Annotated in this window: 25 protein-coding genes; 15 read left to right on the top strand and 10 right to left on the bottom strand. The window is 66.0% G+C overall.

Translation table 11 applies throughout. From position 1 onward, the window contains the following. Nucleotides 1–233: 233 nt before the first annotated feature. Nucleotides 234–1118, top strand: coding sequence for a spermidine synthase (locus E3O11_RS09460; protein ID WP_092451982.1), 885 nt, complete (start codon nt 234–236; stop codon nt 1116–1118). A 79-nt stretch (nt 1119–1197) separates the two neighbouring features. Here the strand turns inward: E3O11_RS09460 and E3O11_RS18170 are convergent, their stop codons facing one another. After that, a complete protein-coding gene (locus E3O11_RS18170; RefSeq protein WP_233194883.1) occupies nt 1198–1509 on the bottom strand; it encodes a hypothetical protein in 312 nt (103 codons plus the stop codon). Nucleotides 1510–1527: 18 nt separating this feature from the next. Here E3O11_RS18170 and E3O11_RS18165 point away from each other — a divergent pair, with 18 nt between their 5' ends. The 3 genes from E3O11_RS18165 to E3O11_RS09445 all read left to right on the top strand — a co-directional run bounded on the left by E3O11_RS18165 (nt 1528) and on the right by E3O11_RS09445 (nt 3579). After that, complete coding sequence (locus tag E3O11_RS18165; protein WP_233194881.1) at nt 1528–1740, top strand: hypothetical protein; 213 nt, start codon at nt 1528–1530, stop codon at nt 1738–1740. 98 nt (nt 1741–1838) lie between these two features. Further along, nucleotides 1839–3002, top strand: coding sequence for a PQQ-dependent sugar dehydrogenase (locus E3O11_RS09450; protein ID WP_092451986.1), 1164 nt, complete (start codon nt 1839–1841; stop codon nt 3000–3002). Between the two features lie 64 nt (nt 3003–3066). Then, nucleotides 3067–3579 (top strand): SprT-like domain-containing protein, encoded by a 513-nt coding sequence (locus E3O11_RS09445; protein WP_092451988.1) that lies wholly within the window; start codon nt 3067–3069, stop codon nt 3577–3579. 75 nt (nt 3580–3654) lie between these two features. Here E3O11_RS09445 and E3O11_RS09440 read toward each other — a convergent pair whose 3' ends face one another. After that, nucleotides 3655–4920: a coiled-coil domain-containing protein gene (locus E3O11_RS09440; RefSeq protein ID WP_092451990.1), complete on the bottom strand. Its 1266-nt coding sequence runs from the start codon at nt 4918–4920 to the stop codon at nt 3655–3657. Nucleotides 4921–4950: 30 nt separating this feature from the next. After that, nucleotides 4951–5391, bottom strand: a complete 441-nt coding sequence (locus E3O11_RS09435; RefSeq protein ID WP_233194879.1) for an EVE domain-containing protein — start codon at nt 5389–5391, stop codon at nt 4951–4953. 44 nt (nt 5392–5435) lie between these two features. Here E3O11_RS09435 and E3O11_RS09430 point away from each other — a divergent pair, with 44 nt between their 5' ends. The 6 genes from E3O11_RS09430 to E3O11_RS09405 all read left to right on the top strand — a co-directional run bounded on the left by E3O11_RS09430 (nt 5436) and on the right by E3O11_RS09405 (nt 11433). Continuing rightward, nucleotides 5436–5978, top strand: coding sequence for a hypothetical protein (locus E3O11_RS09430; protein WP_174775306.1), 543 nt, complete (start codon nt 5436–5438; stop codon nt 5976–5978). A gap of 66 nt (nt 5979–6044) precedes the next feature. After that, nucleotides 6045–6683 carry a DUF1684 domain-containing protein gene (locus tag E3O11_RS09425; RefSeq protein ID WP_092451995.1) on the top strand — a complete coding sequence of 213 codons (639 nt, stop codon included), beginning with the start codon at nt 6045–6047 and terminating at the stop codon, nt 6681–6683. 330 nt (nt 6684–7013) lie between these two features. Continuing rightward, entirely contained in the window at nt 7014–7787 is a 774-nt protein-coding gene (locus E3O11_RS09420; protein WP_166787552.1) for a leucine-rich repeat domain-containing protein, read from the top strand. A 357-nt stretch (nt 7788–8144) separates the two neighbouring features. Then, nucleotides 8145–9755, top strand: a complete 1611-nt coding sequence (locus E3O11_RS09415; protein ID WP_241994685.1) for a DEAD/DEAH box helicase — start codon at nt 8145–8147, stop codon at nt 9753–9755. 100 nt (nt 9756–9855) lie between these two features. Beyond that, entirely contained in the window at nt 9856–10353 is a 498-nt protein-coding gene (locus tag E3O11_RS09410) for a GNAT family N-acetyltransferase (RefSeq protein ID WP_092452001.1), read from the top strand. Nucleotides 10354–10443: 90 nt separating this feature from the next. Beyond that, complete coding sequence (locus E3O11_RS09405) at nt 10444–11433, top strand: nucleoside hydrolase (RefSeq protein WP_092452003.1); 990 nt, start codon at nt 10444–10446, stop codon at nt 11431–11433. Nucleotides 11434–11458: 25 nt separating this feature from the next. Here the strand turns inward: E3O11_RS09405 and E3O11_RS09400 are convergent, their stop codons facing one another. Further along, complete coding sequence (locus tag E3O11_RS09400; protein ID WP_092452005.1) at nt 11459–12043, bottom strand: NUDIX hydrolase family protein; 585 nt, start codon at nt 12041–12043, stop codon at nt 11459–11461. Nucleotides 12044–12343: 300 nt separating this feature from the next. On the opposite strand from E3O11_RS09400, the gene E3O11_RS09395 reads away from it, so the two are divergent. Then, on the top strand, nt 12344–13009 hold the full coding sequence (locus E3O11_RS09395; RefSeq protein WP_092452007.1) for an alpha/beta hydrolase: 666 nt from the start codon (nt 12344–12346) through the stop codon (nt 13007–13009). A gap of 198 nt (nt 13010–13207) precedes the next feature. On the opposite strand, the gene E3O11_RS09390 is transcribed toward E3O11_RS09395, so the two are convergent. Continuing rightward, nucleotides 13208–13648 carry a DUF5997 family protein gene (locus E3O11_RS09390; protein WP_092452082.1) on the bottom strand — a complete coding sequence of 147 codons (441 nt, stop codon included), beginning with the start codon at nt 13646–13648 and terminating at the stop codon, nt 13208–13210. Nucleotides 13649–13721: 73 nt separating this feature from the next. On the opposite strand from E3O11_RS09390, the gene E3O11_RS09385 reads away from it, so the two are divergent. Beyond that, a complete protein-coding gene (locus E3O11_RS09385; RefSeq protein WP_166787551.1) occupies nt 13722–14573 on the top strand; it encodes a LysR family substrate-binding domain-containing protein in 852 nt (283 codons plus the stop codon). 43 nt (nt 14574–14616) lie between these two features. Here E3O11_RS09385 and E3O11_RS09380 read toward each other — a convergent pair whose 3' ends face one another. From E3O11_RS09380 to E3O11_RS09370, 3 genes are read right to left on the bottom strand one after another with little or no spacing between them, the layout of a single operon-like run. Next, the gene (locus E3O11_RS09380; protein ID WP_092452011.1) at nt 14617–15009 is read right to left on the bottom strand and encodes a VOC family protein; all 393 of its coding nucleotides are present in this window, start codon (nt 15007–15009) and stop codon (nt 14617–14619) included. Between the two features lie 37 nt (nt 15010–15046). Further along, entirely contained in the window at nt 15047–16030 is a 984-nt protein-coding gene (locus tag E3O11_RS09375; RefSeq protein ID WP_277871270.1) for an ABC transporter permease, read from the bottom strand. Next, complete coding sequence (locus tag E3O11_RS09370) at nt 16027–17136, bottom strand: ATP-binding cassette domain-containing protein (protein WP_092452012.1); 1110 nt, start codon at nt 17134–17136, stop codon at nt 16027–16029. The genes E3O11_RS09375 and E3O11_RS09370 overlap by 4 nt, the downstream gene beginning before the upstream one ends. A 374-nt stretch (nt 17137–17510) precedes the next feature. Between E3O11_RS09370 and E3O11_RS09365 the strand changes: the two genes are divergently transcribed. Then, nucleotides 17511–17975, top strand: a complete 465-nt coding sequence (locus E3O11_RS09365; protein ID WP_092452014.1) for a hypothetical protein — start codon at nt 17511–17513, stop codon at nt 17973–17975. Nucleotides 17976–18043: 68 nt separating this feature from the next. Here E3O11_RS09365 and E3O11_RS18550 read toward each other — a convergent pair whose 3' ends face one another. Then, on the bottom strand, nt 18044–18370 hold the full coding sequence (locus E3O11_RS18550; protein ID WP_092452015.1) for a SipW-dependent-type signal peptide-containing protein: 327 nt from the start codon (nt 18368–18370) through the stop codon (nt 18044–18046). Nucleotides 18371–18717: 347 nt separating this feature from the next. Here E3O11_RS18550 and E3O11_RS09355 point away from each other — a divergent pair, with 347 nt between their 5' ends. Together E3O11_RS09355 and E3O11_RS09350 are read left to right on the top strand one after the other, a co-directional pair. Continuing rightward, nucleotides 18718–21447 carry a helix-turn-helix transcriptional regulator gene (locus E3O11_RS09355; protein WP_166787550.1) on the top strand — a complete coding sequence of 910 codons (2730 nt, stop codon included), beginning with the start codon at nt 18718–18720 and terminating at the stop codon, nt 21445–21447. A 188-nt stretch (nt 21448–21635) separates the two neighbouring features. After that, nucleotides 21636–24368 carry a helix-turn-helix transcriptional regulator gene (locus E3O11_RS09350; protein ID WP_092452017.1) on the top strand — a complete coding sequence of 911 codons (2733 nt, stop codon included), beginning with the start codon at nt 21636–21638 and terminating at the stop codon, nt 24366–24368. Nucleotides 24369–24404: 36 nt separating this feature from the next. Here the strand turns inward: E3O11_RS09350 and E3O11_RS09345 are convergent, their stop codons facing one another. Next, entirely contained in the window at nt 24405–25691 is a 1287-nt protein-coding gene (locus tag E3O11_RS09345; protein ID WP_092452019.1) for an ATP-binding protein, read from the bottom strand. Between the last annotated feature and the right edge of the window lie 199 nt (nt 25692–25890).

Below are 25890 nucleotides of genomic sequence, written 5' to 3'. Positions count from 1 at the left end.
GACCGCAATATGAAGGCATAGTTTGTCTGGGAGCGCAAGGATCAACTATATGCCCCCATTCGCGTCATGTCCACCTAATTGTTGCAAATCTGCAAACTCTCAGGTATAACACCCTCCGTCTTCTCGCGAGAGCGCAAAAAGTACCCGTTTGACACTCTCAATCGGGCACTTTTTGCGCTTTCGCGAAGCGGATGCTGCGGCGCGGGCACGCAGACAGGGCGCAGACTAGGACGATGAGTACTGGGCGTAAGGGTGAGGTGACGGAGGGGCATCCGTCTGTCGTGTTGAAGTTGAGCGGACACACTGCGGTGATCGAACCCGACCGTTTCACCCCCGGCAGCTTTCAGCTCGTGGTCGACGGTACCCCGCAGTCACACGTGAACATCGATCACCCGGATGAGCTGTTCTTCGAGTACATCCAGCGCATCGGGCACGTCATCGACCTGCTCGGCGACCCGCACGAGCCGATCACCGCCGTCCACCTCGGGGCCGGCGCGCTCACCTTGCCGCGCTACGTCGAGGCGACCCGGCCGGGCTCGCGCCAGCAGGTGGTCGAGATCGAAAGCGATTTGATCGACCTGGTTCGGGAAGTGCTGCCGTGGGACAAACGCGCCCAGCTGCGCGTGCGCCATGGCGATGCCCGCGAGGTGCTCGGCAAGCTTCCCGACGGGCTGCAGGGCGCGGTCGACCTCGTCGTGGTCGACATTTTCTCCGGGGCGCGCACCCCGAAGCACGTCACGAGCCGCGAGTTTTTCGCGCTCGCCGCCCCGCTGCTGTCGTCACGCGGCGTACTTGCCGTCAACGTAGCGGATGGCCCCGGCCTCGCGTTCGCGCGCGGCCAGGCCGCAACCCTCTCGGCGGTGTTTCCGCACGTGATCGGATTCGCCGAGACGCAGGTGCTCAAGGGGCGCCGGTTCGGCAACATCGTGTTCATCGCAGCGCACACGCCGATCGACCTCAACTGGATTCCGCGGCTGCTGGCCAACGGTCCGCACCCGGCAAAGGTGATCGAGGGAACCGAACTCAAGCAGTTCATGGCCGGTTCGCTCGTGGCGACCGACGAGACGTCGACGCAGTCGCCGCTGCCCGGCCGCACGGTCTTCCAGATCGGGCACTAGCCGGCGACCGGATTCCCGCGGGCGGCGGTACTCTGGGGGCACCCGTCATTTCTCCGCGCGGCCGCGTCCGCCTTCGTCATTACAGGAACACACCCTGAGTTTCATCATCGGTTACGACCCCATCACCCTGCGCGAAAAAGTAGACCTTCAGGCCGCCGGTGAGCGGCTTGAAGAACTCGGCACCCTGCGCAGCCTGGCCGCGCTGAACGAAAAGGTCGCCCTGCTGCGCCTCGTCGGCCGGCTCGATGAAGCCTGGGAAGTGGCCAACGAGGCCGTGCGCCAGTCGCGCTTCACCGGCAACCGGGAGCAGGCGGTGGCCAGTCGCATCCGTCGGGCGCAGGTCCTGCAATTTCAGGGCAAGCTCGTCGAGGCCGCGAGCGAGTTGACGCATTGCATACTCGACTCCGAGGTGCACGAGTGGAGCCGCCTCGCCGCCTATGCCCGCCAGCACCGCGGCAAGGTGTACTTCGACCAGGACAACCTCGATGGCGCCCTCGCCGACTTCACTGCCGCCGTGTTTCTGCGTGAGAAAGACGGCGCCGACGCCGACGAACTCGACAGCTCGTTGCTGGCCGTTGCCGTCGTCGAGCAGCACATTGCTGCTCGCAGTGCCCAGGCCTGACCTGCAGTCCCGCCGCGAGTGAACGGGCCCGGGGCCAGCTACTGGCCGCCGCACGCGTTAAGCGGCATGCTGTGTTCACGACGAAGGCGAGGTGACCGGTGACCGATCCGACCGAGCGGCGGCGGCGTGCGGTGGGCACGGCCGTGCTCGTGATTCTCACCCTGACCGCGTGCAGCGCTGCGGATCCGCGCGCCACTCCGACCACCACGACACCGGCCCAACCGACGCCGAGCGCAACGGATGCCGGTGCTGACCCGCTCGCACCGGTGCATCCGGTCGGCGAACCGGTCGTGATCACGTCGGGGCTTCAGGCTCCGTGGTCGATTCTGCGACTGCCCGACGGCGCCACGCTCATCAGCGAACGCGACACCACCCGGCTTCGCGAACTGCTGGCCGACGGCAGTCTGCGCGACGCCGGCACCGTCGCGGCGGCGCGCCCGAGCGGTGAGGGCGGGCTGCTCGGCCTCGCCTTTCTCGCCGACCGGGCGGCCCCGGGCGGCATTGGCTGGGTGTACGCCTACTACTCAACGGCGGCCGACAACCGCATCGAACGGATGCCGTTGGCCGGCTCCCCCGGCAGCCACACCCTCGGGGCACCCACCCTCGTGCTCGATTCCATCCCCCGAGCCGGCAATCACAACGGTGGCCGCCTCGCGTTCGGCCCCGACGGACTGCTCTACGCCACGGTCGGGGACGCCGGAGACACCGTCAATTCCCAGGACTTGGACTCGCTCGGCGGCAAGATTTTGCGAATGACACCGACCGGTGCCGTGCCAGCGGACAACCCGTTCGGCACGCTGGTGTACTCATTCGGGCATCGGAATCCACAGGGCCTGGCCTGGGATTCGCGCGGCCAGCTGTGGGCGAGTGAGTTCGGGCAAAACACCTGGGACGAACTCAACCGCATCGTTCCCGGCGGCAACTACGGCTGGCCGCTGGTCGAGGGCCGGGCCGGCGACCCGGCGTATCTCGACCCGGAACGTCAGTGGTCGACGGACGTAGCGAGCCCGAGCGGCATCGCCATCGTGAACGACACCATCTTCATGGCGAGCCTGCGCGGGCAACGGTTGTGGAGCATCCCGATTCTGAGCACATCCTCCACCGACACCCCCACCGAGTGGTTTGTCAACGGATACGGCCGGTTGCGCGACGTGGTGTCGGGGCCGGCTGGCACACTGTGGTTCGTGAGTAATAACACGGATGGCCGGGGCTCCCCGGCGGCTGAAGACGACCGGCTCCTGCAAGTGGCGGTGGCGCCCTGATGTCTTTCCCGACGTCTGATCTCGCTCAGACCCCCGCTTGCCTCGGGGAAACGGCGGCGCCCTGATGGCCGATCTCGCCCAGGTGCGACGCTGGGCCGACGCGCTCATCGTGCTGCACCTCGACCCCAGCTGGACCTTCGGCTTCGACAACGCGAAAAAACGTGCCGGCCTGTGCAATTTCAGCGCGAAGCACATCACGGTGTCGCGCTACCTCGCCTCCCGCTATGCCGACGACGACGTGCACCAGATCCTGCTGCACGAATTCGCGCACGCCCTGGCCGGGCCGCCTGCCGGGCATGGTCCGCGCTGGAAGAAGGTGGCCTTCGACCTTGGCTACGACGGCAAGCGCACCCACGACGGCGAGATCGCCGACGAACTCGCCCCCTGGGTGGGCACCTGCCCCGCCGGACACACCCATTTTCGGTATCGGCAGCCCACCCGGCCGCTGGCCTGTGGACTCTGCGCCCGCCGATTCGATCAGGCCCACGCCATCAGCTGGTTACGCCGCGAAATCACGCCGGCGATCCGGCGTCGGGCCGCGGCCTCGGCCGGCCCTAGGCTCCCGCCGGTCGGCTGAGTTCAGCGCCCAGGGTCAGTGCCCAGACGTTCAGCGCCCAGACGTTCAGGGCGCACCAGGTCGGCGCGCACGCGTTCAGTGCACGTCGTAGCGGGCGAGGGCGTCGGCATCCGTGGCGTGCATCATCGCTCGACGAGCGGTATCCAGCGCGGTCACCGGGTCGGCCTCGGCCACGGCGAGCGCGAGCTGCCGTTCAGCCTCGGCCAAACGGGTGCGCGCGGCGGCCTGCACCCGACCGCGATGGGTGGACACGAAGTCGCGGGTGATCGTAATCTGGTTGCGGGCGGTGAGCAGCGCGCCGGCCAGGGCGGTGCGGGCGTTCTCGAGCCGCAACTGCCGATTGCGTGCCTCCGAACGGATGCTGTCCAGCCCGTTCATCGCCGCCTCCAGCTTCACGAGATCCGAGGATGGGTCGCTGAGTCTCCCGGGCTCTTGCAATTGCGCCTGCACGGCTGCCGCCGCGGTGATGACGAGGTTCAGGGACGCGCTCGTATCGGATTCTTCGTGACCGTCGCGCAGGGCTCGCGCCTGCGCGAGTTCCGAGCTGGCAGCATCCAGTGCCTGCTGCAAGTTCGCGAAACCACGGTGCAGCAAGTCCTCGCCGGTTTCAATCGCGTCGAGCAGTTGTGTCGCCTGAAACAGGGAGTGCTCGGCGGACTGCAGCTGCTCCCCCACCGGTTCGGACGACGCGGCCTCGAGGCGCGCAGCGCCAGCATCGGCGGCCGCCGCGGCCAGGTCGAGTGCGGTTTGCGCCCGCAAAACGTTGCCGCTGATCACAGCGAGCGCCGGCGGCGAATAACTCAAACCGAGCCGGGCGAGCGTGTTCGCTCCGCCGGCGATCCGGTCGGACACGCGATCGAGGCGTCGGCGCAGTTCGTCGAGTTGCTGCGGAGCGTTGCGTTCCACGCCGCGCCTGGCGGTGAAATTACGCGCCTGGCCGGTCAGTCGGCCCGTGGCCTCGTCGGCGAGCTGGATGATCTGCTGGTTCCAGCGGGTGCGTTCGGCAGCGGTGTCCGGCACGGCGTCGTCGAGCTTTTGCTGCAGCGCGAAAGCATCACTGAGCTGGCGTTTCGACGTGCTGAGCGCCGTGGCGAATTCCCGCGTCGAAGACTCGCCGAACTGGGCGATGGCGAAGCCGAGCTCGTCGGTCGCGTCTTGCACCAGATCGTCGGCGCGAACCAGGCTGATCGCCGCGCTACGGGCGAGAAGAGCCGCCTCAGCGTTCACCTGCCCGATCCGAGCCCGGGTGCGCCGCCGCGAAGCTGCCACCAGCGCCCAGACTCCGGCCAACACGAGGCCGATAACGATGACCGAGGGTACCCACCAGAGATCGCCATTCATAGCCGTGAGTCTAATGAGGGTTACTGGGCGCTACCGGTCGTCGGCAGAGGGCCGCCGCATCTGCTGCCGAATCATCTCGAAGTCGTGCCGCGAAATCTCGAGCACGCCGCGGCGCAGCTGGAAGCCCCAGTCCGGGTTTCCGCGGGTGAGCTGTAGCACGGGCAGTAGCGGGCGGATGCTGGTTGGCCAGGCATCCAGATCGTAGTCGGCCCGGCGTCGCCAGGGCCGAAACTCGTTCGCGGGGTCGCCCACCTGGTAGGCATAGGCATCCGCTATTCGGCCGATGGCCGTGAATTCCTTGAGCGGATCGCCCTCGATCGCAGTTTTCGGGGAGTAGTAGACGATGCCGTCGGCCTCGCCCATCTGCGCGATCAGGTCCCCGGCGCCGCGATTGGCGCGGGCGATGCCCAAATCGACACCGCGCAGCACGTGCTCGCGGTGCACAACGCCGAGCCAGAACCGAATTGCCACATTCCTAGTTGTACCGCATGCCACGCACACACCAAACTAAGCAGATGCGAGTACTCCTGAAAGAGATTCTGGACTGCACACCGGATGCTGCCTGGCACGCCATCCACAGCCCCGCCGTCTTTCGCGAGGTGAGCAGCCCGTTCATGGCGGTCGAGTCTCTCGAACCCGACGGGTTTCCCACCCGGTGGGAACCGGGCGAACACCCCGCCGTGTTCTCCATGCTCGGCCTGGTGCCGATGGGAACCCAGATCATTCGCCTTGCCAACTCCACGCACCGGCCCGACGGCGTGCGCATTCTGCGCGATACCGGTCGCGGCGTCTCCGGCGCGCTGAGTGCGGTCACGCTCTGGGATCACCGCATGGCGATCGCGCCCGACCCGGCTGGCACCGGCAAAACCCTCTACCGGGACCAGCTCATTTTTCGCGGCCGCCCGGCCACGATCGCCCTCTGGCCGACGTTTTGGGCGTTCTGGCAATGGCGGATGCTGCGCCTCAAGTCCCTCGCCCCCACCTGGCAGCACGACGTGGGCATCGACGACCCCAACTTTGTGCCGCTGTCGCAGCGGGAGTCCGACGACGGCAACTAGCGCTTCCGCAGTTTCCCCGCGCCATCTCCTCTATGCATCGGGCCCGCCAGCGGTAGCGTAGCCACCATGAGTTCTTCCCTGGGGGCCTTGCAGATCGCGGACTGGCGTCGGCGTGTGACCGGTTTGTACGCGGGGGTGCGCCAGCTCAGCGTGAGCAGCCCGAAAAGCGGCCACGAATTGTGGCGGTCGGGGCGGGATGAACTGTTTGCGGGGCATCCGTCGTCGCCGTTATTGCCCGACGACCGTTCGGCCTTCACCGGGCTTCCCATTGCCGCGTACGACCCGGACTGGCGGTTTGAAGTCGAGGTGCACCGCTCCGAGCAGTCCCATCGCATGAACGTGGAAACTGGCACGGACGGCACCGTGCCCTTCGACCTGGTCGGCACCGTGCGCCTGCCCTACCTTGGTTCGCTCGACGTGTGGCGGCTCGCAAGCTACGGCGGCGGCCTGTTCCTGCCGCTGAAAGATGCCCTGGCCGGCAAAAGCGGCGGAACTTACGGCGGCGGACGCTACCTGCTCGACACCATCAAGGGTGCCGACCTCGGCCCGGGGGTCGACGACGACACCCTCATTCTCGATTTCAACTTTGCTTACAACCCCTCCTGCGCGTACGACCCGATGTGGGCCTGCCCGCTGCCGCAGAGCGGCAATATCATCGGCGTCGACGTGCCCGTCGGCGAGCTCTACCACGGCGACCACTCCTGACTCCCAGCGGTATCCGAGTGCGTAAACGCCAGTAGCTGTAACACCTCGGGTGAATCCACCAGCCCGCCGTGCAGCGATTTTCTGACGCCTATTGGGCGCGCCGACCGCACGCTGCCGCGCGCCGGTGCATCGACAGCGGCCAAATCCCGGTAGTCCTCGCGGTCAGGCCCAGTGTTGTGACCCTGGCTGTGCGACCAAGGTAAGACATATGCTGAATTTCCGCCTGTGCCGAAGGGCTTCTGAAGCTGCGAACCCATAGGTCGTAAACAACGCGAAGTCATCTACAAACGGAGGCCGCATGTTGGATGGTTTCAACGATCGACGGGGGCTGTGCCTGGCCTGCCGTGCGCTGGTGAGGGTCGTCGGGTCGCGAGCCTGCTGGTGACGACCACTCGACCGGTACTCGACGAAAACTGCTTCACCGCGGACAGCGGCATCACCTACGCGTACTGCGCCGAACCCGGAACGGTGGTGGCAATCGGCTACGACGGCCCGTCGACCGTCGTCATTCCCGATTCGGTCTGGAACGGCCTCGACGAGTATCTCGTCACTGCGGTCGCTGACGAATTCTTCAGCGCGGTCACCCTCGACGCCGTCTCGATTGGCGAGAACGTGACGACCATTGGCAGTTGGGCCTTCATCAATGACAATCTGACGACTATCCTGTTCTCCAAATCGCTCACATTCATTGGGGAGGGCGCTTTTGCCGGCAACGAGTTAAGCACCGTTGAGATTCCCGCGTCGGTCACCACTCTCGGCAACGGGGCGTTCGCCAACAATCCCCTCAGATCGGTCACCTTGCACGAAGGGCTCACCGAGATCGGTGCCTATGCCTTCGAAGAGACCGAGCTGACTCGCATCGCCATTCCGGGTTCGATGACGGCCATCGGACAAGGTGCATTCTCCGGAGCACCGCTGGCCGCCGCGACGTTCGCCGGCACGGCGCCATCGATCCACAGCCGTCTCGATCGGGGCACCCCGACTTTCGACACCGAAAGCGGCTTGGTCGTCTACTACTCGTCACAGCGCAACGCCGAGGGCGGATTCACATCGCCGACCTGGCTGGGTTACGACAGCGTGGTCGACACGATCGAATTCCAGTAGTTATCCGGGGTGAGAAGCCCAGTTTTTCGCGCGCAGTCTTGAGACGGCGCGCGACCACCGGGTCTGCACGGTGCGGCGCAGCCGTGCGGCAGCGCAACGGATGCCGCGGGTGGGCCGATTTGACAGCATCCGCTAGAGTAGGAGAACTTGCGAGTGCGTAGTTGCGCTTGCTGCGTCGTAGAACGCCCTCTTCTCTATCTGGCGGCCCACCAGGGCTGACCTGATTTTTCGAATGAAACATTCTTACGGCGAACGGATGTGCCCTTCGGCACCTTCGCCATGTGAATCCTCCTGGTTTGCTTATCGCTGCGCGATAATTCGAACGGGCGAGGAGACTGATGCCCGAAAGGCACCATTTTGTCTACAGATTTGTCCACAACGTTCAGCACGCTCGGCGTGCCGGCTCCCCTGGTAAAGGTTCTCTCTTCCCAGGGAATCGACACCGCCTTCCCGATTCAGGTCGACACCCTTCCGGACACCCTGAATGGCCGCGACGTGCTCGGCCGCGGCAAGACCGGCTCGGGCAAGACCCTGGCCTTCTCCATTCCGATGGTCTCGCGCCTCGGCGGCACCCTAGCCGGCGGCAAGCGTCGCCCGGGCCGCCCGCTCGGCCTGATCCTCGCGCCGACCCGCGAGCTCGCCACGCAGATCACCAACGCCATCACCCCGCTCGCCGAGGCCTACGGCCTCAACACCACCACGATCTTCGGTGGCGTCTCGCAGGGCCGCCAGGTCACCGCGCTCAAGGCCGGCGTCGACATCGTCGTGGCCTGCCCCGGCCGCCTCGAAGACCTCATGAAGCAGGGCTTCGTGAACCTCGACTCGGTTGAGATCACTGTGCTCGACGAGGCCGACCACATGGCCGACCTCGGCTTTCTGCCCGTCGTCACCCGCATCCTCGACAAGACTCCCGGCAACGGCCAGCGCATGCTGTTCTCCGCCACCCTCGATAACGGCGTGGACAAGATCGTCAAGCGCTTCCTGCACGACCCCGTGATGCACTCCGTCGACGAGGCCAACAGCCACGTCTCGGCCATGACCCACCACGTGTTCGAGGTCGCCGGCGTCGATGCCAAGAAGGACCTCGTGCAGAAGCTGGCGAGCGGCTCAGGCCGTCGCATCCTCTTTATGCGCACCAAGCACCAGGCCAAGAAGCTCGCCAAAAGCCTCACCGACGCTGGCATCCCGTCCGTCGACCTGCACGGAAACCTCTCACAGGTGGCCCGTGACCGCAACCTCGCCGCATTCAGCGCCGGCACGGTCAAGGTTCTCGTCGCAACGGATGTCGCCGCTCGCGGCGTGCACGTCGACGACATCGAACTCGTCATCCACGTCGACCCGCCGGCCGAGCACAAGGCGTACCTGCACCGTTCGGGCCGTACCGCCCGCGCCGGCAGCGCCGGTGACGTCGTCACCGTCGTGCTGCCCGAGCAGAAGCGCGACACCGACGCTCTGCTGCGCAAGGCCGCCATCAAGGTGACCCCGCAGCGCGTGGATGCTTCCTCCCCCGCCGTCGACGCCCTCGTCGGCGATGTTGCTGCCTATGTCAAGCCAGCTCCCCGCGTCGAAGCGCCGCAGCAGCAGCGCCAGTCGCAGGGCGGACGTTCACAGGGTGGCCGTTCCGAAGGCGGTCGTTCACAGGGTGGCCGTTCCGAAGGCGGTCGCTCACAGGGTGGCCGTTCAGAGGGCGGCCGCGATGCCGGCGCCGGCCGCTCCGGCGCAAGCCAGGGCGGTGCCCGCACCGACCGTAACGACGGCGGCCGCAGCCGCGACTCGGCTCCCGCCGGTGGCGCTCGTCGCGAGCGCACCGGCCGTCCGGCCGGCGCTGCCTCCAGCGCTCCCCGCTCGGGTTCGGCCGCTGGCCGCTCGGGCGGCGCTCGCGTCGGCAGCCTCCAGGTCGGCGGACTCGTTCGCGGACCCGGCTCGGGCGGAGCAGGCCGCTCCGCTCCCCGCCGCTCGCAGGGATAAACGGCCAGCAGCATCCCCTTGAAACAATTGGGCCGGTCTCTTCGGAGGCCGGCCCATTCGTGTGTCCGGGACCGCCCGCAAAGACGGATAGTGTCGAATCATGAACACCACAGTTGTCGTTCGACCCGTAGAAGAAGCGGATGCCGAAAGCCTGGGCCGCGTACACGCCGCCTGCTGGCATGAAACCTATGATCACCTACTCAGCCAGGCCGCGTTGTCCCACCTGCGACCGGAGCGTCTCGCCACGATGTGGCACGGCATCACCAAGCTCGGTCACGAGTACCGACAGGTCGTCGCCGTCGACGGCAGCGGCGAGATCATCGGTTTCGCTGCGAGCGCCCCGGGTCAGGAAGACGACCTGCCGGCATCCACTCGCGAATTGAAGGTCATGTACCTGCTCAATGCGCACCACGGCGTCGGCGTCGGCCGACTGCTGTTCGACGCCGTCGTCGATGCCGGCCCGTCGGTGCTCTGGGTGGCCGCCGATAACCCGCGCGCCCACGCTTTCTACGCGCGCAACGGCTACACGGCTGACGGTCGGGAGAAGACCGAAGAGGTTCTCGGCGAAATGCTGCACGAGGTGCGTCTGGTTCGCTGAGGGTCTGCTCAGGAGTGCAGAATGAGCCGATAAGGGGAGCAAACCCACCTACGGGGATCTGGGGCACACCATACCCAATAGGGTGATCTGATGACTAATTCCACGGCGGCAATCCCCGTCATCCTCGACGTTGACACCGGCGTTGACGACGCCCTGGCCATCCTGTTCGCGGTCAAGCACCCCGGCATCAACGTGCTCGGCATCAGTTGCGTGGCCGGAAATGCCTCACTCGACCGCGTCGTCGAGAACACCCTGCGCGTGCTCGACGTCGCCGACGCGCCGTCCATTCCGGTCGCGGCCGGCGCCCGCCGCCCCCTACTGGAACCGGCCAGATCGGCCTCGCACGTGCACGGCGAGAGCGGCCTCGGCACACTGCAGTTGCCGCCGACCGACCGCACGGCCGAGTCCATCAGCTCGATCGAGCTCATGCGCCGGCTGATTTTGGACAGCCCCCGCCCGGTCACCCTGGTCGGGCTCGCTCCGCAGACAAACCTTGCCCTGCTGCTGCGCCAGTACCCCGATCTGGTCAAAAATATTGAGCGCATCGTCTTCATGGGCGGTTCCACGACGGTCGGCAACGCCACCGCGGTCGCCGAGTTCAACGTCTGGCACGACCCGGAGGCCGCGGCCATCGTGCTCGATTCCGGGGTGCCCACCTTCATGTATGGGCTCGACGTGTTCAATCAGGTCGCGATCGGCGAGCAGGTCGCTCTGTCACTCGTGCGCAGCGAGTCAAATCTCGCCCAGGTCGTCGGCCGGCTGCTCAGCAACAGGATCGCCCTCGGCTCGGGGCGCAACGCCGAATACACCGGCCTGATCGGTGATGCCGGGGCGATCTGCGCCCTCGTCGATCCGGGCGCGTTAACCACCCAGATGCTGCCGTTACGCGTGCAGCTTGCGGGTTACGGCCGCGGGCAGACCCTGGTCGACAAGCGCACGCATCCGGGGGAAGACATCATGCACGGCCTGGCCGGCGACTGGGAGGTCGCTGAGGTCGCCCTCGACGTCGATGTCGACCGCTACGCGCGCCTGTTCCTCGACACGCTCGGCCTCGGTTCGGCGCTGCCGCAGCCTGCCTAGCGGTGAGCGGATGCTGCCGCCCGGCTCAGTAGAGCAGGCCGACCGACGCCATCGCGGCGCGCAGCAGGGCGCCGCGACCGCCTTCCATCTCGGCCGACACTCCCGGTGACACGGCCTCGGTCGGCGTCATCCAGGTGAGTTCGAGGGCATCCTGTCGCGGGTCGCAGGTACCGGTGACGGGAACGACGTAGGCCAGCGAGACGGCGTGCTGGCGGTCATCCGTGTAGGCGGTAATTCCCGGCAGCGGAAAGTACTCCGCAACGGTGAACGGCACCGGGCTGACCGGAAGCTGCGGGAAGGCCATCGGGCCGAGGTCCTTCTCGAGGTGACGAAAAAGCGCATCGCGCAAGGTCTCGCCATAGAGCACCCGGCCGGAAACGAGGGTGCGGGTCATCTCGCCGGTTGAACGGGCACGGAGCAGCACACCGACCTCGACGACCTGGCCGAGACCGTCAACCCGCACGGGCACGGCCTCAATGTAGAGAATCGGCAGGCGACGACGAATCTCCGCCAGTTCAACGTCCTTCAGCCAGCCCGGATTCGTGTTCGGGGCTCCTGCGGGGGGCTTCGGCGTCCAGTCCGGGTCTGGGTCAGGGGTTCGCACGCTCATGATGCCATTCTCTCCTACGTGGGCTCCGCGCGCGCACTCGCGAGCCGCTCCGCCCGGACTGCCGTGGGCCGGTCCCCTCTCGCACCACGCGCATAACTCCTGCAATTCGCGCGGTGCTCGGCCGCCTCTCCAATGATTTGCTGCCATCGGGTCGCGCACGTCAATTTTCTGCAGGAGTTATGCCGAGCAACCGGCTGACATAGTTCGAGATGATCATCGACGCGGCACGTCTGGACGGCACGGCAATGGAAGTATGGGAGTGCGCGGCGTCCACGAGTCGCGAGCTATTTGGAGGAAGCTATGACCACCATCGATAACGCCGCCGTTCTCTGGTCGGCCACCGGCGCCGACCAGGCTGACCGCCCCTTGTTGCTCATCCTGCACGGCTACGGCTCGCACGAGGGCGACCTGTTCTCCCTCGCACCGCACCTGCCGCTTGAGCCGGTGATCGCGGCCCTGCGCGCGCCCCTGCAGGCACCGGCGCCGGTCACCGACGGCTGGGCCTGGTTTCCGATCGCGGAGCCGGGCAGCCCCGACCCGGCCCCCGTCGCGGCGGCCGTAACCGCGGTGCTCGACTGGCTCGACGCCCTGCCGCAGCAGCCGCCGTCGATCGGTCTGCTCGGGTTCTCGCAGGGGGGAGCAATGGCGCTCGAGCTGCTGCGCGCCGCGCCCGACCGCTTCAGCTTCGCGGTGAACCTCTCCGGATTCCTCGCCAGCGGACCGCAGCACAGCGACGCCGAGCTGGCCGAGCGGCCGGTCCCCGTGTTCTGGGGTCGCGGAACCGCCGACACCGTGATTCCGACCAGCGCGATCGAACGCACCCAGGCCTGGCTGCCCGGGCACAGCACCCTCACCGAGCGCATCTACGAGGGTCTGCCGCACTCGATCTCGCAGGTCGAGCTCGGCGACGTCGTCAACTTTCTGCGCACACAGTACTCCGACGCCGCGTCCAGGCCGGCCGCCTAGAAACGCTCAGCCGAGTGGATGCCGCAGCGCGGCATCCACGCTCAGTCACGACAGCAGGCGGTCACCGCCGCGCCGCGCCCGTACCGAAAGGAGCGGACGTGCCAGACGCCAGCCGATGTGGAAGCCCGGGTGAGGGATCGCAAATCGTCCTACAACCGTCCCCAACCGGACGATTTACGCCCCCGCAACGCTCAAGCGCTATGAGCGGTCGCGCTTGGCCTGCTCCTGCGAAGCCTGGCGCTCGACGTGCGCCTTCTTAGCCGCGCGGTGGGCGTCGCGGTCTTTCACCGCGATCTGGTCGGCGCGCACGCCAGCCTGGGTGGAACGCTCTAGCACGAGCCAGGCTGGCGGCTGCTGCAGCAGGGCGGAAATCTCGGCGGTGGTCAGCGGGTCGGTGATCTCGCTGCGGGCCAGGCCGGAAATCGAGACGCCGAGCTTGGCGGCGACGACCTGGCGCGGGTGCGGACCGTTGGTGCGCAGCAGCGCCAGCCACTCCGGCGGGTTCGCCATGAGCTCGGCGAGCTCGGTGCGGCTGACAAATTCGGTCTGGAACTCGGCCGGTGCCGCGTCGAGCAGAATCCCGAGTTTCTGGGCCGCCGTGGCGGGCTTCATGGTCTGGGGCTTCTTCTCGGAACTCATTGTTCAAGCGTATAGCCTGAGGGGGCCATCATTTGGGCAAATAGCCCCTCAACTACTACTAGAAAGGATGCCGGTGAGCTTTTCCATCGCCTTCGTCGCCGGTGTCACCCCCACCAAATGGACCCGGATCTGGGGCGACCGCCGCCCCGACGTGCCCCTCACCGTGTTTCGCACCGAAACTGACGAGCAAATTTCGGTGCTGCACGACGGTCGGGCCGAGGTCAGCCTGGTGCGCCTGCCGATCGATGAAACCAATCTGAGCGTCATCAACCTGTACAACGAGATCCCGGTCGTAGTCGCGTCGAAGGATCACACGATCGAGCAGGCCGCGACCGTGCTGCTGGCCGATCTGGCCGGGGAGCATCTGCTGCAAGACCCCGACGACGTGCCCGAATGGCGCGACCTCGCCGACGAGGTGCGCGACGGCACCCGCCGCCCCCTGCCGCCGATGCGCGACCTGGACGAAACCATGGAGCAGGTTGCCGCCGGCGTCGGCATCATCATTGTGCCGCACTCGATCGCCCGGCTGTACGGCCGCAAAGACGTCGTCTCCCGCCCGGTTACCGGCGTCCCGGACACCCAGATCGCCCTCGCCTGGATCACCCGCGAAACCACCGAGGACATCGAGGAATTCATCGGCATCGTGCGTGGTCGTTCCAAGGCGAGTTCACGAACGGATGCCGGTGCCGGTGCCGCCGACGCGGCCGCTCTCGCAGACGAAGCGCAGCCCGAGCTTCGCAGCGACGGGCGCCCGGCCAAGCCGCCACGCAAGCCCAAGAAGACCGACAAAGCCAAGGCCGCCGCCAAAGCCATCCGGGTCGCCGCAGCGAAAGCCAAACCGGCCGTACGCAAGAGAACCGAGAGCGCCCCCGGCCGCACCCGTCCGACCAAGAACCCCAACAAGGGCAAGGGTCGCGGGCACTAGAACGGATGCCCAGAGACCGGTTGCGTTGGGCGCGACCTCGCTGCTACGGGTTCTTCAACACCGACAAAATATTGCCGGACGGGTCGGTGAACCAGGCGATATCCGGCCCCTGCCCGCCGCCAGCCGCAATCCCTTTGTCGTTCTGCTCGAAGCCGTCGTAGCGGAGAAACTCCACGCCGCGCTCGGTGAGCTCATCGACGGTGGCATCGAGGTCGGTCACCGCGAAGTTCAGAATCGTGTACGTGGCCGGCACGAAATCGGGCTTGGGGTACACGATCACGGTGGCGCCATCGGGCAGTGAAATGCGCAGCATCCCCATCTCGCCCACCGTGACCTCGAGGCCCAGCGTCTCGGCGTAGAAGGTTCGCGCGGCGTCGAGATCTTCGACCGCGAATCCACTGAAGCCGGCGATAATACCTACGGCATGTTCGGTCATGGGTAACTCCCTCTAGAGTCGTGCGGGTTTGGCCGGGTCAGCGGGAGCTGATCGACGCGAACTTACGGATGCACAGGGGCACGAACACGAGCAGCATCACGGTAATGCCGATCAACACGGTCAGCACCGGATTTTGCATGGTCCAGATATCGGGAACCGGCGCCGTGCCGAGGTTGCCGAACAACTGCCGCACGGCCTGCACGAGCGAGGACACCGGGTTCCACTCGGCGAAGACGCGCAGCGCGGTCGGCAGGGTTTCACTCGGCACGAACGCGTTCGAGACGAAGGTCAGCGGGAACAGAATCAGAAACGACGCATTGTTGATGACCTCAGGGCTCTTCACGCTCATGCCGAGCAGCGCCATCACCCAGCTGAACGCGTAGCCGAACAGCAGCAGCAGCCCGACTCCCGCCAGAAATTCGGGCGGGGAGGTGTTGACCCGCCAACCGACCGCGAGCCCGGTGGCCATCATGATCACCATGGAGATGGTATTCAGCACCAGGTCGCCGTTGGTGCGCCCAATCAGCACAGCGGATGCGTTCATCGGCAAGCTCCGAAAGCGGTCGATAATGCCCTCTTTCAGGTCGAGCGCCATTGCTGCACCCGAGAAGGTGGCGCCGAACACGACGGTCTGCGCAAAAATGCCGGCCATCAGGAACTGGGTATAGTCGCTGCCCGCAACCGCAATGGCCCCGCCATAGACCTGGCTGAACAGCAACACGAACATGATCGGCTGGATCACGGCGAACACGAGCATGTCCGGCGAGCGCTTGATCTTGATCATGTTGCGCTTGGTGACGGTCCAACCGTCGGAATACCACAGGGAAAACGGGTTCCAGGTGGGGAGCGGGGGCAGAGTGGCCACCCGAGCGCTGGCCCGCTCACCGTTTGCGTCGGCCACGGCTGGTGCGACTTCCGTCGTGGCAGAGTCCGCGATCGCAAACGCGGTGGGAGTGGACGCAGACGGGGTGGGCTGAGCCGGAACGGACTCAGCCGGGGTATCGACGTGGCGCGCATTCATTTGACGCTCTCCAAATCTGCAGCTAAGGCATCCGCTGCCCGCGCCTGGTCGCGTTTGTCCTTTGCCCGTTTGGAGAGCTTGGGCCCGCTGGAATCGTCATCGTCGGCCGTGTTGAGGTCGGCCTTGTGACCGGTGAGCTTGAGGAAGACGTCGTCCAGGGTGGGGCGGCGCATGCCGGCATCGTGCAGAGTGACCTCTGCGGCGCGCAGGTCGGCGAGCATGTTCTGCAGGGCGGTGGGGCCGTCGGTGACGGCGACTTCGACTCCCCGACCATCGGTGGAGATCGAGGGGACACCCGATCCGTGCCGGGCGAGAATGTCGCGGGCGGCCGCGCCGTCGGCGGCATCGACGAGGGCGACCACCACGCGGTGCCCGCCGATCTGAGCCTTGAGTTGATCGGAGGTGCCCTCCGCGATGACCCGGCCGTCGTCGATCACGACGATGTCATCGGCGAGTTGGTCGGCCTCTTCGAGATACTGCGTGGTCAGCAGCACGGTTGTGCCGTCGGCGACGAGGCGTTTGATCACGTCCCACAGGGCGATGCGACTGCGCGGGTCGAGCCCGGTCGTCGGTTCGTCGAGAAAGAGCACCTTCGGGTTGATCACGAGCGCCCCCGCGAGGTCGATGCGGCGCCGCATGCCGCCGGAAAACCCCTTGACTGGCCTATTGCCGGCGGCGGTGAGCTCGAACAGGTCGATCAGCTCCTGCGCCCGTTTGCGGGCCGCCGGGCCACCAAGGTGATACAGCCGGCCGACCATTTCCAAGTTTTCGAACCCGGTAAGGTTCTCGTCGACGGCGGCGTACTGGCCGGACACCCCGATGATGCGCCGCACCGATTTGGGGTGGCGCACGACGTCGATTCCGTCGATAACGGCGGTGCCGGCATCCGGTCGAATCAATGTTGTCAGCATTTTGACGACGGTGGTCTTTCCGGCGCCGTTCGGGCCGAGGAGCGCCTTGACCGTACCGCGCGGAACCTGCAGGTCGAGCCCGGCGAGCGCGTGCACCGGACCGCTCTTGGACTGGTAGGTCTTGGTCAAGCCCTGGGCCTCAATGATCACGGGATTTCCTAGCCGATCGGGTGGTGCAATCAGGTTCGATTCCATGCTAGTAACCCCCTCAGACATCGACAACCGCTCGCCCAATCTTGGGCAGGGCCCGGCTTATAAACACGGCTCAGGTTCCCAGGTCAGTCTCACCCACATCGTTGCCGTCGGTAACCGCCACCGACAGTACGCACCGCGCGGGGTCGAGAGCTTCGGGCTGCAAATTCACTGATGCGGTTCGCTTCATGCCCCGATAGGGCTATACCCGCGGTGTCTCCCGGCATTGGAAGACGCGATCGGCTCCCTGCTCTGAAGATCTCAGGAACGTGGCTGGCAGCGAACACGGAGTGTGCTGTGCACTGCCGATGAATCGCCCGTGCGCGTCACATGCCTGCCACTATTCATGCGGGGAAACACCCTATGGAGAGGTATTTATGACTACGACCGCCACGCGATCGCCTGACGAACCGATGCAGCCCCCTGCTGCACATCCGAGCAGCACGGCCGCGCGCCTCATCGACCAGCACCTGCTCACACGCCGCATCACCGTTGCATTGTCGCTCGCCGTCATCGGGGCGATTCACATCCTCGACCTCCCCGGCAAATTCGCCGAGACTCCATATCTGGCCTTCGCGTACATCGGCATCATCATCGCTGTGGCCGTATTGATCGAACGCGTTCTCGTCGTCGGATCGAGAATCGACTTCCTCGGCGCTGCTGCGCTGTCTGCGGCCGTCATCGTCGGCTTCGTCATCAATCGCACCGTCGGCATGCCGATGGCCATGGGCGACATCGGAAACTGGCTGGAACCGCTCGGTCTGCTGTCACTCGTCGTCGAGTTTTTCGCCATCTGGCAAGCGCTCGTCGCCGCTCTGGTTTACCACCGCCGGGCACGCTGAACGCCTCGTTTCGCAGCCGTCCAGGGCTCGTACTCCGCCCCCGGTCCATCCCCGAACGCGGGCCCAGTCTAAAAACTGGGCCCGCGTTCAATGGTTCCGGGTGTCCGCTCGGCTAGAGCCGGGCGCGCCGGCGGCGGCATCCGCTCCGGAGACGAGAGCGAACGAGGTCGTCGTGGCGGGGTTTGCGCCGAGCGGGGTCGTGGCGGGAACGAGCTGCCGACCAGGTTGAAGCCGCTGGCGGCGAAGCTGCCCCGAGCGAACTCCGAGTCGTTCCAGGCCGCCAGAGTGACGGCGGCGCCGAGGCCCAGTACGAGGCCTCCGGCCAGAACGGCGCGAATTCGGCGGTTGCGCTTTTGGCGGCTGTCGACGAACTGCTCCGGTGCCTGGTGCGCCATGGTGGCACTCCTATATATCGGCGCGATCGTGTCGCACTTTTGGGCGGACTCAATGGACGCTTCGTGAAAGTGCTCAGCGGTTACCACGAGCCAAACAGGGCCTCCTGCCCTACACCGGTGCGCTTCAAGTGTCGTTGACCTCAAGGCCAGTAGTTCCGGGTGTGCGGTTCGATAGCAAGTTCGTATCGACCCAGTGTCGTGTCAGTGGGCCCCAGTAGGTCTCGGCAGAGCACTGGGATTCATTGGCAATCCCTACCACGCACCCCTAAACGATGTAAACATTGTGGCATTTGCCGTATAAAAGGTCTAACGGCTAAATGTGCCAGTACAAACGAGGGTGTGCACGATTGGAACGAACGCTCGGAAGTAGACAACGCGCTGCCGCTACCCCCCGCCTGATCGGCCGAACAGCCCACGGCATTGTTGAAACCCTCAGCGGCAACCAGAGTGTGGTGATCTTCGCCCCGCTCGGCTACGGAAAAAGCGTGCTGTTCGAGTCCATCGCCCTCACCCTGCGCGCGCTCGGCACGGAACCCTTCAATATTGCGGTAAATCCCCTCGTGCACTCCGTTCCGTTCGGGTCGATCCGGTCACAGCTCGGCCTCGCAATGTCCCCCACCGATGGCGAGTTCAGCACGGCGACTCTGCTGAGCTCGGCCCAGGCCCAAACCGGGAGCAGCCACCCGGTCATCATGGTCGACGATGCCCACCTGGTCGACCCGCAATCGATGGACAGCCTGTACCAGCTTGCCGCCGCGCGGTCGGTCGTCTTGCTCGTCACTAGCGATCTGGTACCCGCGATCGATACCCCCGCGACCGACGCAGCCACCATTCGTCTGCTGGACGAGCTCTGGATCAGGGGCGGCGCCGAACGCATCGACCTCGAGCCGCTCAGCCCCGTGCAAACCGGGCAGCTCGTGCGGGAATTCGCCCCGACGACTCAGTTCGATCGGGTCACGCTGGCGTTGCTGCATTCCCGCAGCGGTGGATCCCGGCTGCTACTGAGGGAATTGACCAGCGAGGCCGTGCGCCAGCAGCCCCTGCCCGATGACCGCGATCGCACCGCCTTTGCCCTGCACACACCGTCGCAGCGCATCCTCGACCTCCTCGCGCATCAGCTGCGCGGCCTGACCGCGAACCAGCTGGTCACTCTCGCTCTGATCGGCTCCCTGACCGGCATCTCCACCGGCCGTGCGTCAATGATCTGTGGCGCCGGTGAACTCCGCGACTTGATTCGTCGCGGATACGTGTATCCGTGTGTCGAACGTTCCGGTCAGTTGCAGGCGCGCACACTGCTCGCCGACGTGGCACTGACTATCTGCGATGCCGAGCAGCTGCGCACCCAGCAAGCCCTGGTCGTGTCGATTTTGCTGACCGACCGACACTACGGCTTCACCACCACCCCGGCCGAGTGCATGACCATTGCCGACAGCTGGACGGCGTCAGGAAATCTGCCTCCGAGCGTGGTCGACGAGTGGGGAAGCAGCGTCGTTGCCGACGTGTTGCTGGTGGCGGCGCGGCGCAGCCGTCGTCTCGGCCTGACCGAGAAGGCTCTCCTCTATTCGGCGATCACCCTGTGCCTGGAACCCGGCCTCAAGGCCACGATCGAGTATTCGCGTGCTCTCGCCAGCAACGAGCGCTATTCGGCCGCGCTGGCCGTTCTCGCGAACACCGAGGAGTTGCTGCATACCCCCGCCGATGGCGTCAAGCTCGCGCGCTGGCACATGTCGCTGGCCAAGTTCACCACCATGACAGCGGATGATTTCACCGCGTTGCGCACCCGGGCCGCCAGTTGGTTTCCCACCAGCACGATGATGCACGGTGAGGTGGATTTCGTTCGTCTGACCCAGTCTGTGCAGGACGTGGACTGGCCACGCGTGGCCGTTGACGGGGAAAGCATTGCGCGCAATGAGGACTACGACGTCATCACACGCATTCGTGCCGCCTGCCTGAGTGGTGTAGGCCACGCCTACGACGGCCGCACGGCGCAGGGGCTCGGCATGTTTGACCTCGCGACCACCCTCAATCGGCGCGACCTAGCGCAGCGCGACGCCGACATCTATTCCGGTGAGGGGCTGGCGCTCGAGATCTTCTACTGCAACGCCGCCGTGCGTTGCCTGAGCGGGTTCGGGGTGCCGGTCGTCGCTGACGAGCTTGACGAGTGGATCAGCCGATCGATCATCAATCACGATCTCGGCAACCTCGGCTTTCTCGGCTTCGTCGCGGCCGAGCTCTCGCAATTTCGTGGTGACGTGGCCGGCACCGAAGCCGACCTGCGTGCCGCCGACGCTCACTTCGCGCGCTCGGACCCCGACGCGTGGCGCACGTGGATTCAGTGCCTGCACGCCAGTTCCCTGGCCCGAATGGGTTTAATGAATGCCGCCCGCGCCAAGATTTCAAAAATACGCGTGCTGCCTGAAGAAATGACTACCCGCTATCAATTCGAGGCCGCCCGCTCGACCCTCCAGGGCCTGCTGACCGCGGGCAGCACGGATGGTGCTCGCCTGGTCGCCTCTCAGCTGTATGAATCGGCGGAGGCGCAGACTCCCGTGATGCGGGCCTGGCTGCTCGACGTTCTCGTGGGGCTCGGCGAGCCCCCCAATGATCTTGTGCACATTCTAGACCGCGCGGTGGCAACGAACGACGCGCCGATAGTCGCCGCACTGGCCCAGCGCACGCGCGCTGTGGCCGCCCAGGACGCCGCAGCACTCGACCTCGCGGCCGGACAGTTGGCCGACCTCGGCGCCTACGGAATTGCCATGACGGCGAGCAACGAGGCCGCAGCGTTGCACGAGCTGCACGGCCAGAGCGACTCCGCCGACCTCAGCCGCTTACGGGCCGACGGCTTCTCGCTGGCCAGCCGCCAGCTGCCGGTGAACGTGCCGGCGTCGCTCCTGATCGAGCCGGTGCTGCTGACCGAGCGCGAGCGGGAAGTCACGTCGCTCGCCACCCAGGGCCTGAGTAACCGGGACATCGCCAAGAGTCTGTTTCTCTCGGTGCGCACGGTCGAATCGCACCTCTACCAGGCGCGCATCAAGACCGGGCAAAACTCTCGCGGAGACCTCACGAGCGTGTAGCGGGGGCTGAGGCCGCCACGGCGGCATCCACTCACCGCGTTGATGATCGGCTCTGCGGCATTACCAGTGCCAGTAGTGCGACATGAGCACATCTCATCCCTGATGCGCAGGAATCCCAGTAGTCGGTTTATCGATCCCAGTAGCCCACGGAGTCACCGCCGGGTCGATACCCCTCGAAAGTGGCTACCATGACATTCAACATCATTTTTGACAGGTCTTGGCGCAAGGCGGTATGCATCGGCCGAACCGGGGGAGACGTGGACGGCCAAAAGCACCAGGATGGGCAGCGGATGCCGGTCGACGCTCCCGCGACTGTTGGTCGCAATGCTCGGGGAATCGCCGACATCGTGCAGTCGGGGCGCAGCGTCGTCATCTTCGGGCCGCCCGGTTACGGCAAATCCCAGTTGCTCGGGTCGGTGACAACGATTCTGCGCACGGATGGCGGCGACCCGGTCGAGATCGCGGCCACCGCGCTCTCACACACGGTGCCGTTCGGGTCGATCAGTAACGGCTCCAACCTTCGTCTGGCCCTCGCGCTCGGCGGAACCGAGCCGGTCACCGCTACTCGGCTGCTGAAGTACGCCCGCGATCACGGCCAGTGTGAGCGGCCGGTGATCAGCGTGGACGATGCGCACCTGCTGGATGCCCAGACCATGGACTGCCTCTACCTGCTGGCCGCCGGGGGCGAAGTGGTCTTGCTCGTGGCGAGCGATCTGCTGGCGACCGGCTTGACCACCGAAACCGACAGCATCACGGTTCGGTTGGTCGACGAGCTCTGGGTCAAGGGCTGCGCCGACCGCGTCGATATGGAGGCACTCACCCCCGCTGAATCGTCGGCTCTCGTGACCCACTTCGCTCCGACCGGTCAATTCGAACGCGGCGCTCGTGCGCTGCTGCACGCACGCAGCGGCGGGTCTCGAATGCTGCTGCGGGAGCTCACGGCCGAAGTCATGCGCCAGCAGCAGCCGCCCGACGACCAGGAACTGGTCTCCTTCTCGCGATTCCCGCCGTCGCGGCGAATTCTCGATGTGGTGTCGCATCAGTTGCGCGGTCTGACACCCCACCAATTCGCCGTGCTCGCCCTAATCGGCCGGCTGGACGGCATTTCCTACTCGCACGCGACCCTGCTGTGCCGCCCGGTAGCCCTGCGAGACCTGCTGCGTCGGGGGTTTCTGCATCGGCTGCCGGCCGGTCTGCTGCATGCCCCAACCATGTTCTCCGACGGAGCGCTGGCCGACTGTGAACCCGACCTGCTGCGGAACATGACGGCCCAGATCGTCGACCTGCTGCTGTTGGATCGCACGCACGGCGGCGTGACGACCCCGGCCGAGAGCCTCGTCATCGCCGATAGCTGGACGACCTCAGTCGCCCTGCGTCCCGAAGTGCTCGACGCGGTGCCCGCCGAAACCGTCGCCGACATTCTGCTCGTTGCGGCCCGGCGCAGCCGCACGCGGGGGCTCACCGACCAGTCGTTGCTGTTGGCGGGACTTGCCCGGCAGCTCGAACCGGCGCTATCGTCGATGATCGAGTACTCCCGGGCACTGGCCGGCGATGGTCGTCCGGCCGCAGCGCGGGCAGAATTGGTCGACGCGGAACAGTATCTGCGCACGCCGGCCGACGGCGCACTGCTACTGCGCTGGTTGCGGGAACTGGCCACGTTCGGCGTCATGACCGGTGCCGACTTTGCCAAATTGCGTGCCAGGGCGGCTGGCTGGTTTGTCGGCGACCCCATAATGGTCGGCGAGTTGGCCTTCATCGGACTCACCGAAACGGTGCAGAATCGGCAGTGGGCGATCGCGGCCGCGCGCGGCGAGCGCCTCGCCCGCACGGCCGACTACGACACCGTCACCCGCATTCACGCGGCCTGCCTCACCGGTCTGAGCCTGGCCCACCAGGGGCGTCCCGCTGACGCGCTGCGCCTGGTCGATCTCGCCACCAGCCTCAATGAGCGCGACCGGGTGCCGCGCGCATCAGACGTGTATTCCGCCGAGGGGCTGGCCCTGGAGATTTTCCATACCGGTGCCGCCATCCGTTGCCTGACCGGGTCAGACCGGACCGTGGCCCTCGGCGAGGTGAACGAGTGGATCGCCAGCGCCATCCAGATGGGGGACCTCGGCAGCCTGGCCCTGCTGGGCTTCGTCGGCGGGGAATTGGACCGGCCGGCCGGCAATGGTTCGGCGCAGCCGAATCGCTGGCAGCCCTGGCTGCAGTGCCTGCGCGCGAGTTCGCTCGCCCGGCTGGGTCTGATGGCAGCGGCATCCGCTGCCCGCCGGTCGAGCGCCGACCGCTTCGATCTAGGGTTTCTACTGAGCTCCGGCACCGACAGCGCCCAGCTGCTGGCCGTCTACCTGTACGAAACCGCCGGTAATCGTTCCCCTGTGATTCGCTCCTGGCTGATCGAAATCCTCGTGCAGCTTGGGCAGCCCGCCGGCCACGTGACGCGACTGCTCGCCGAGCGAGACGGTGAAACGGATGCCCGCGACGCGTCGATCTCGTCCGCTCCGGTCGCGACTGCTCACGTTGGGGGAACGCCGGTCACGGGTGCTGCGGTCTCGGACGCTCCGGTTGGTACGACGAGCGTTTCACACGTGGGCTCGAGCATTCCGAACGGCGCAGCGACCCAGCCGGCTTCAGTTCCAACCGACAGCGGGGAACGCGCTGAGTCGTTCGTGGCCTTCGCCGGCGCTTACCTGTTGACCGGGAGGGAGAAGGAAATCACCATACTGGCCGAGCGAGGCCTGACCAACCGACAGATCGCGACTGCACTGTATGTCTCGGTGCGCACGGTTGAGTCCCACCTCTACCAGGCGCGAGTCAAGACCGGGCAGAGCCCGCGAGCCGGGCGCGCGCCCCTTGCCGTGTTGATCCCCGAGGACTCATCCACCGATCTGAACGACGAGATCACCGACTCCGTAGCCTGACCCCGCAATCCGTTCCGGGCCGGCGCATCCGCTTGACTAGAGCCGGGCGAGCCGCTCGATGTCTTCGAGGAACTCGGCGGCGACCTCGGCGGATACGGTGCGGCGGGTTTCGGAGATCGCGAGGGCATAGTCTGCGGTACTGGGTCCGTTGATGACCGGTCCGTCACCGGTCTGGTACAACGCCTTTTCCAGGGCATGCTGGGACGCCCGATGCGCGGCATACTCAACGTCAGCGGGCGAGAATCCCTCGCTCTTTTCGACCAGCACCGCGAGGTCGACCTCGTCCGTCACGCCTTGCGGAATGTACCGCTCCCAGATAGCTTGGCGAGCGGCAATATCCGGCAGCCCGATCGGCACGACGTAGTCGAAGCGGCCGTGGCGGAGAAAGGCGGAGTCGAGCGCACGAATGAAGTTGGTCGCACAGACCAGCAGGCGCCCGGGCTGGTCACGGAACGCCGGGATGATCTTGAGCAGTTCGTTGGTCACGCCCTGCATCGCCGACGGCGGTTCGCCCGAGCGCTGGGACGCGATCTCTTCGACCTCGTCAATGAACACCACCGCGTGTTCCAATTCGGAAATCTTGAGGAAGGTTTCGCGCAGCGCCCCGGCCAGACCTTGCGGGTCGGCAGCCAGGCGCGACGGGAACACCTCGATGAATGACCATTCCAGGCGAGAAGCGATCGCCTTGGCGAAGGTGGTCTTTCCCGTGCCGGGAGGGCCGAACAGAACGACCGCCTTGGGCGGAGAAACACCGTACTGCTCGGCCAGTTCCGGCTTGGCCAGGGGCATAACCAGGCGGCGTTCGAGCAATTCCTTCTCGCGCGCCATGCCGCCGACCTTCTGCCAGAGGTCGCGCGGCAGCACCCGGCCGCCGAGTTCGCCGAGCAGCTTGAGTTCCTCGCGTTGCACGGGAATGTGCCGTTCGAAGTAGCGCAGGTTCTTCTTGACCTCGAAGCCGCGGTTGATAAAAGCGTCGACCTTGGTCTCGGATTCGGGCATGAGCGCCGACAGCTTGGTCATGCCGTGCGGGGCCATGCGGGCCTCGAGCGCGGCGAGCATTGCCGTACCGATGCCCTGACTCTGCCACTTTTCCGCGGTCGCCAGAAAGACGATCCAGCCCTGAGCGTGCGCGGCGCGGCCGACGGCGGCACCGATCACCTCATCTCCGTGCAGGGCCACGATGGCATGGTCCTTCTGGCAGGAGGTGAGCACCTCCGACAGGCCGTAAACCGGCTCGGTGTCGGCGGCCTTGATCTCGTCCCACAGGCGCAGAATGCCGTCCAGATCGTCGGAGTGAAAATCGCGCAGTCGCCAGCCAGTCATCGTGAACCTCGCATTGTTGGGTGTGCTGCCACACTATTGCACCCGCTCCCCTAACCCCTCCCGGCGAGGTGCCCGGCATCTCTCCAGAACCGTCCGCGCATAACTCCTGCAATCTGTGTCAGCAATTCCTCCAAAGCCCGAAAATACGCCCAACTTTTATTCACCGATTCCAAATTGCAGGAGTTATGCGCGCCAAGCA

This window comes from Cryobacterium levicorallinum (genome assembly GCF_004402405.1).
Classification (GTDB): Bacteria; Actinomycetota; Actinomycetes; order Actinomycetales; family Microbacteriaceae; genus Cryobacterium; species Cryobacterium levicorallinum.
This window is presented reverse-complemented; position numbering and strand designations above follow the sequence as displayed.

Bases quoted from the DNA above. Each gene is read 5' to 3' on its own strand.
- E3O11_RS09375 (WP_277871270.1), bottom strand. From the start codon at position 16,030: ATGAATGCGCGCCACGTCGATACCCCGGCTGAGTCCGTTCCGGCTCAG.
- E3O11_RS18550 (WP_092452015.1), bottom strand. From the start codon at position 18,370: ATGGCGCACCAGGCACCGGAGCAGTTCGTCGACAGCCGCCAAAAGCGC.
- E3O11_RS09430 (WP_174775306.1), top strand. From the start codon at position 5,436: ATGCGAGTACTCCTGAAAGAGATTCTGGACTGCACACCGGATGCTGCC.
- E3O11_RS09380 (WP_092452011.1), bottom strand. From the start codon at position 15,009: ATGACCGAACATGCCGTAGGTATTATCGCCGGCTTCAGTGGATTCGCG.
- E3O11_RS09410 (WP_092452001.1), top strand. From the start codon at position 9,856: ATGAACACCACAGTTGTCGTTCGACCCGTAGAAGAAGCGGATGCCGAA.
- E3O11_RS09440 (WP_092451990.1), bottom strand. From the start codon at position 4,920: ATGAATGGCGATCTCTGGTGGGTACCCTCGGTCATCGTTATCGGCCTC.
- E3O11_RS18170 (WP_233194883.1), bottom strand. From the start codon at position 1,509: ATGCGTCAACTCGCTCGCGGCCTCGACGAGCTTGCCCTGAAATTGCAG.
- E3O11_RS09400 (WP_092452005.1), bottom strand. From the start codon at position 12,043: ATGAGCGTGCGAACCCCTGACCCAGACCCGGACTGGACGCCGAAGCCC.
- E3O11_RS09345 (WP_092452019.1), bottom strand. From the start codon at position 25,691: ATGACTGGCTGGCGACTGCGCGATTTTCACTCCGACGATCTGGACGGC.
- E3O11_RS09365 (WP_092452014.1), top strand. From the start codon at position 17,511: ATGACTACGACCGCCACGCGATCGCCTGACGAACCGATGCAGCCCCCT.
- E3O11_RS09395 (WP_092452007.1), top strand. From the start codon at position 12,344: ATGACCACCATCGATAACGCCGCCGTTCTCTGGTCGGCCACCGGCGCC.
- E3O11_RS09425 (WP_092451995.1), top strand. From the start codon at position 6,045: ATGAGTTCTTCCCTGGGGGCCTTGCAGATCGCGGACTGGCGTCGGCGT.
- E3O11_RS09460 (WP_092451982.1), top strand. From the start codon at position 234: ATGAGTACTGGGCGTAAGGGTGAGGTGACGGAGGGGCATCCGTCTGTC.
- E3O11_RS09390 (WP_092452082.1), bottom strand. From the start codon at position 13,648: ATGAGTTCCGAGAAGAAGCCCCAGACCATGAAGCCCGCCACGGCGGCC.
- E3O11_RS09350 (WP_092452017.1), top strand. From the start codon at position 21,636: ATGACATTCAACATCATTTTTGACAGGTCTTGGCGCAAGGCGGTATGC.
- E3O11_RS09445 (WP_092451988.1), top strand. From the start codon at position 3,067: ATGGCCGATCTCGCCCAGGTGCGACGCTGGGCCGACGCGCTCATCGTG.
- E3O11_RS09370 (WP_092452012.1), bottom strand. From the start codon at position 17,136: ATGGAATCGAACCTGATTGCACCACCCGATCGGCTAGGAAATCCCGTG.
- E3O11_RS09405 (WP_092452003.1), top strand. From the start codon at position 10,444: ATGACTAATTCCACGGCGGCAATCCCCGTCATCCTCGACGTTGACACC.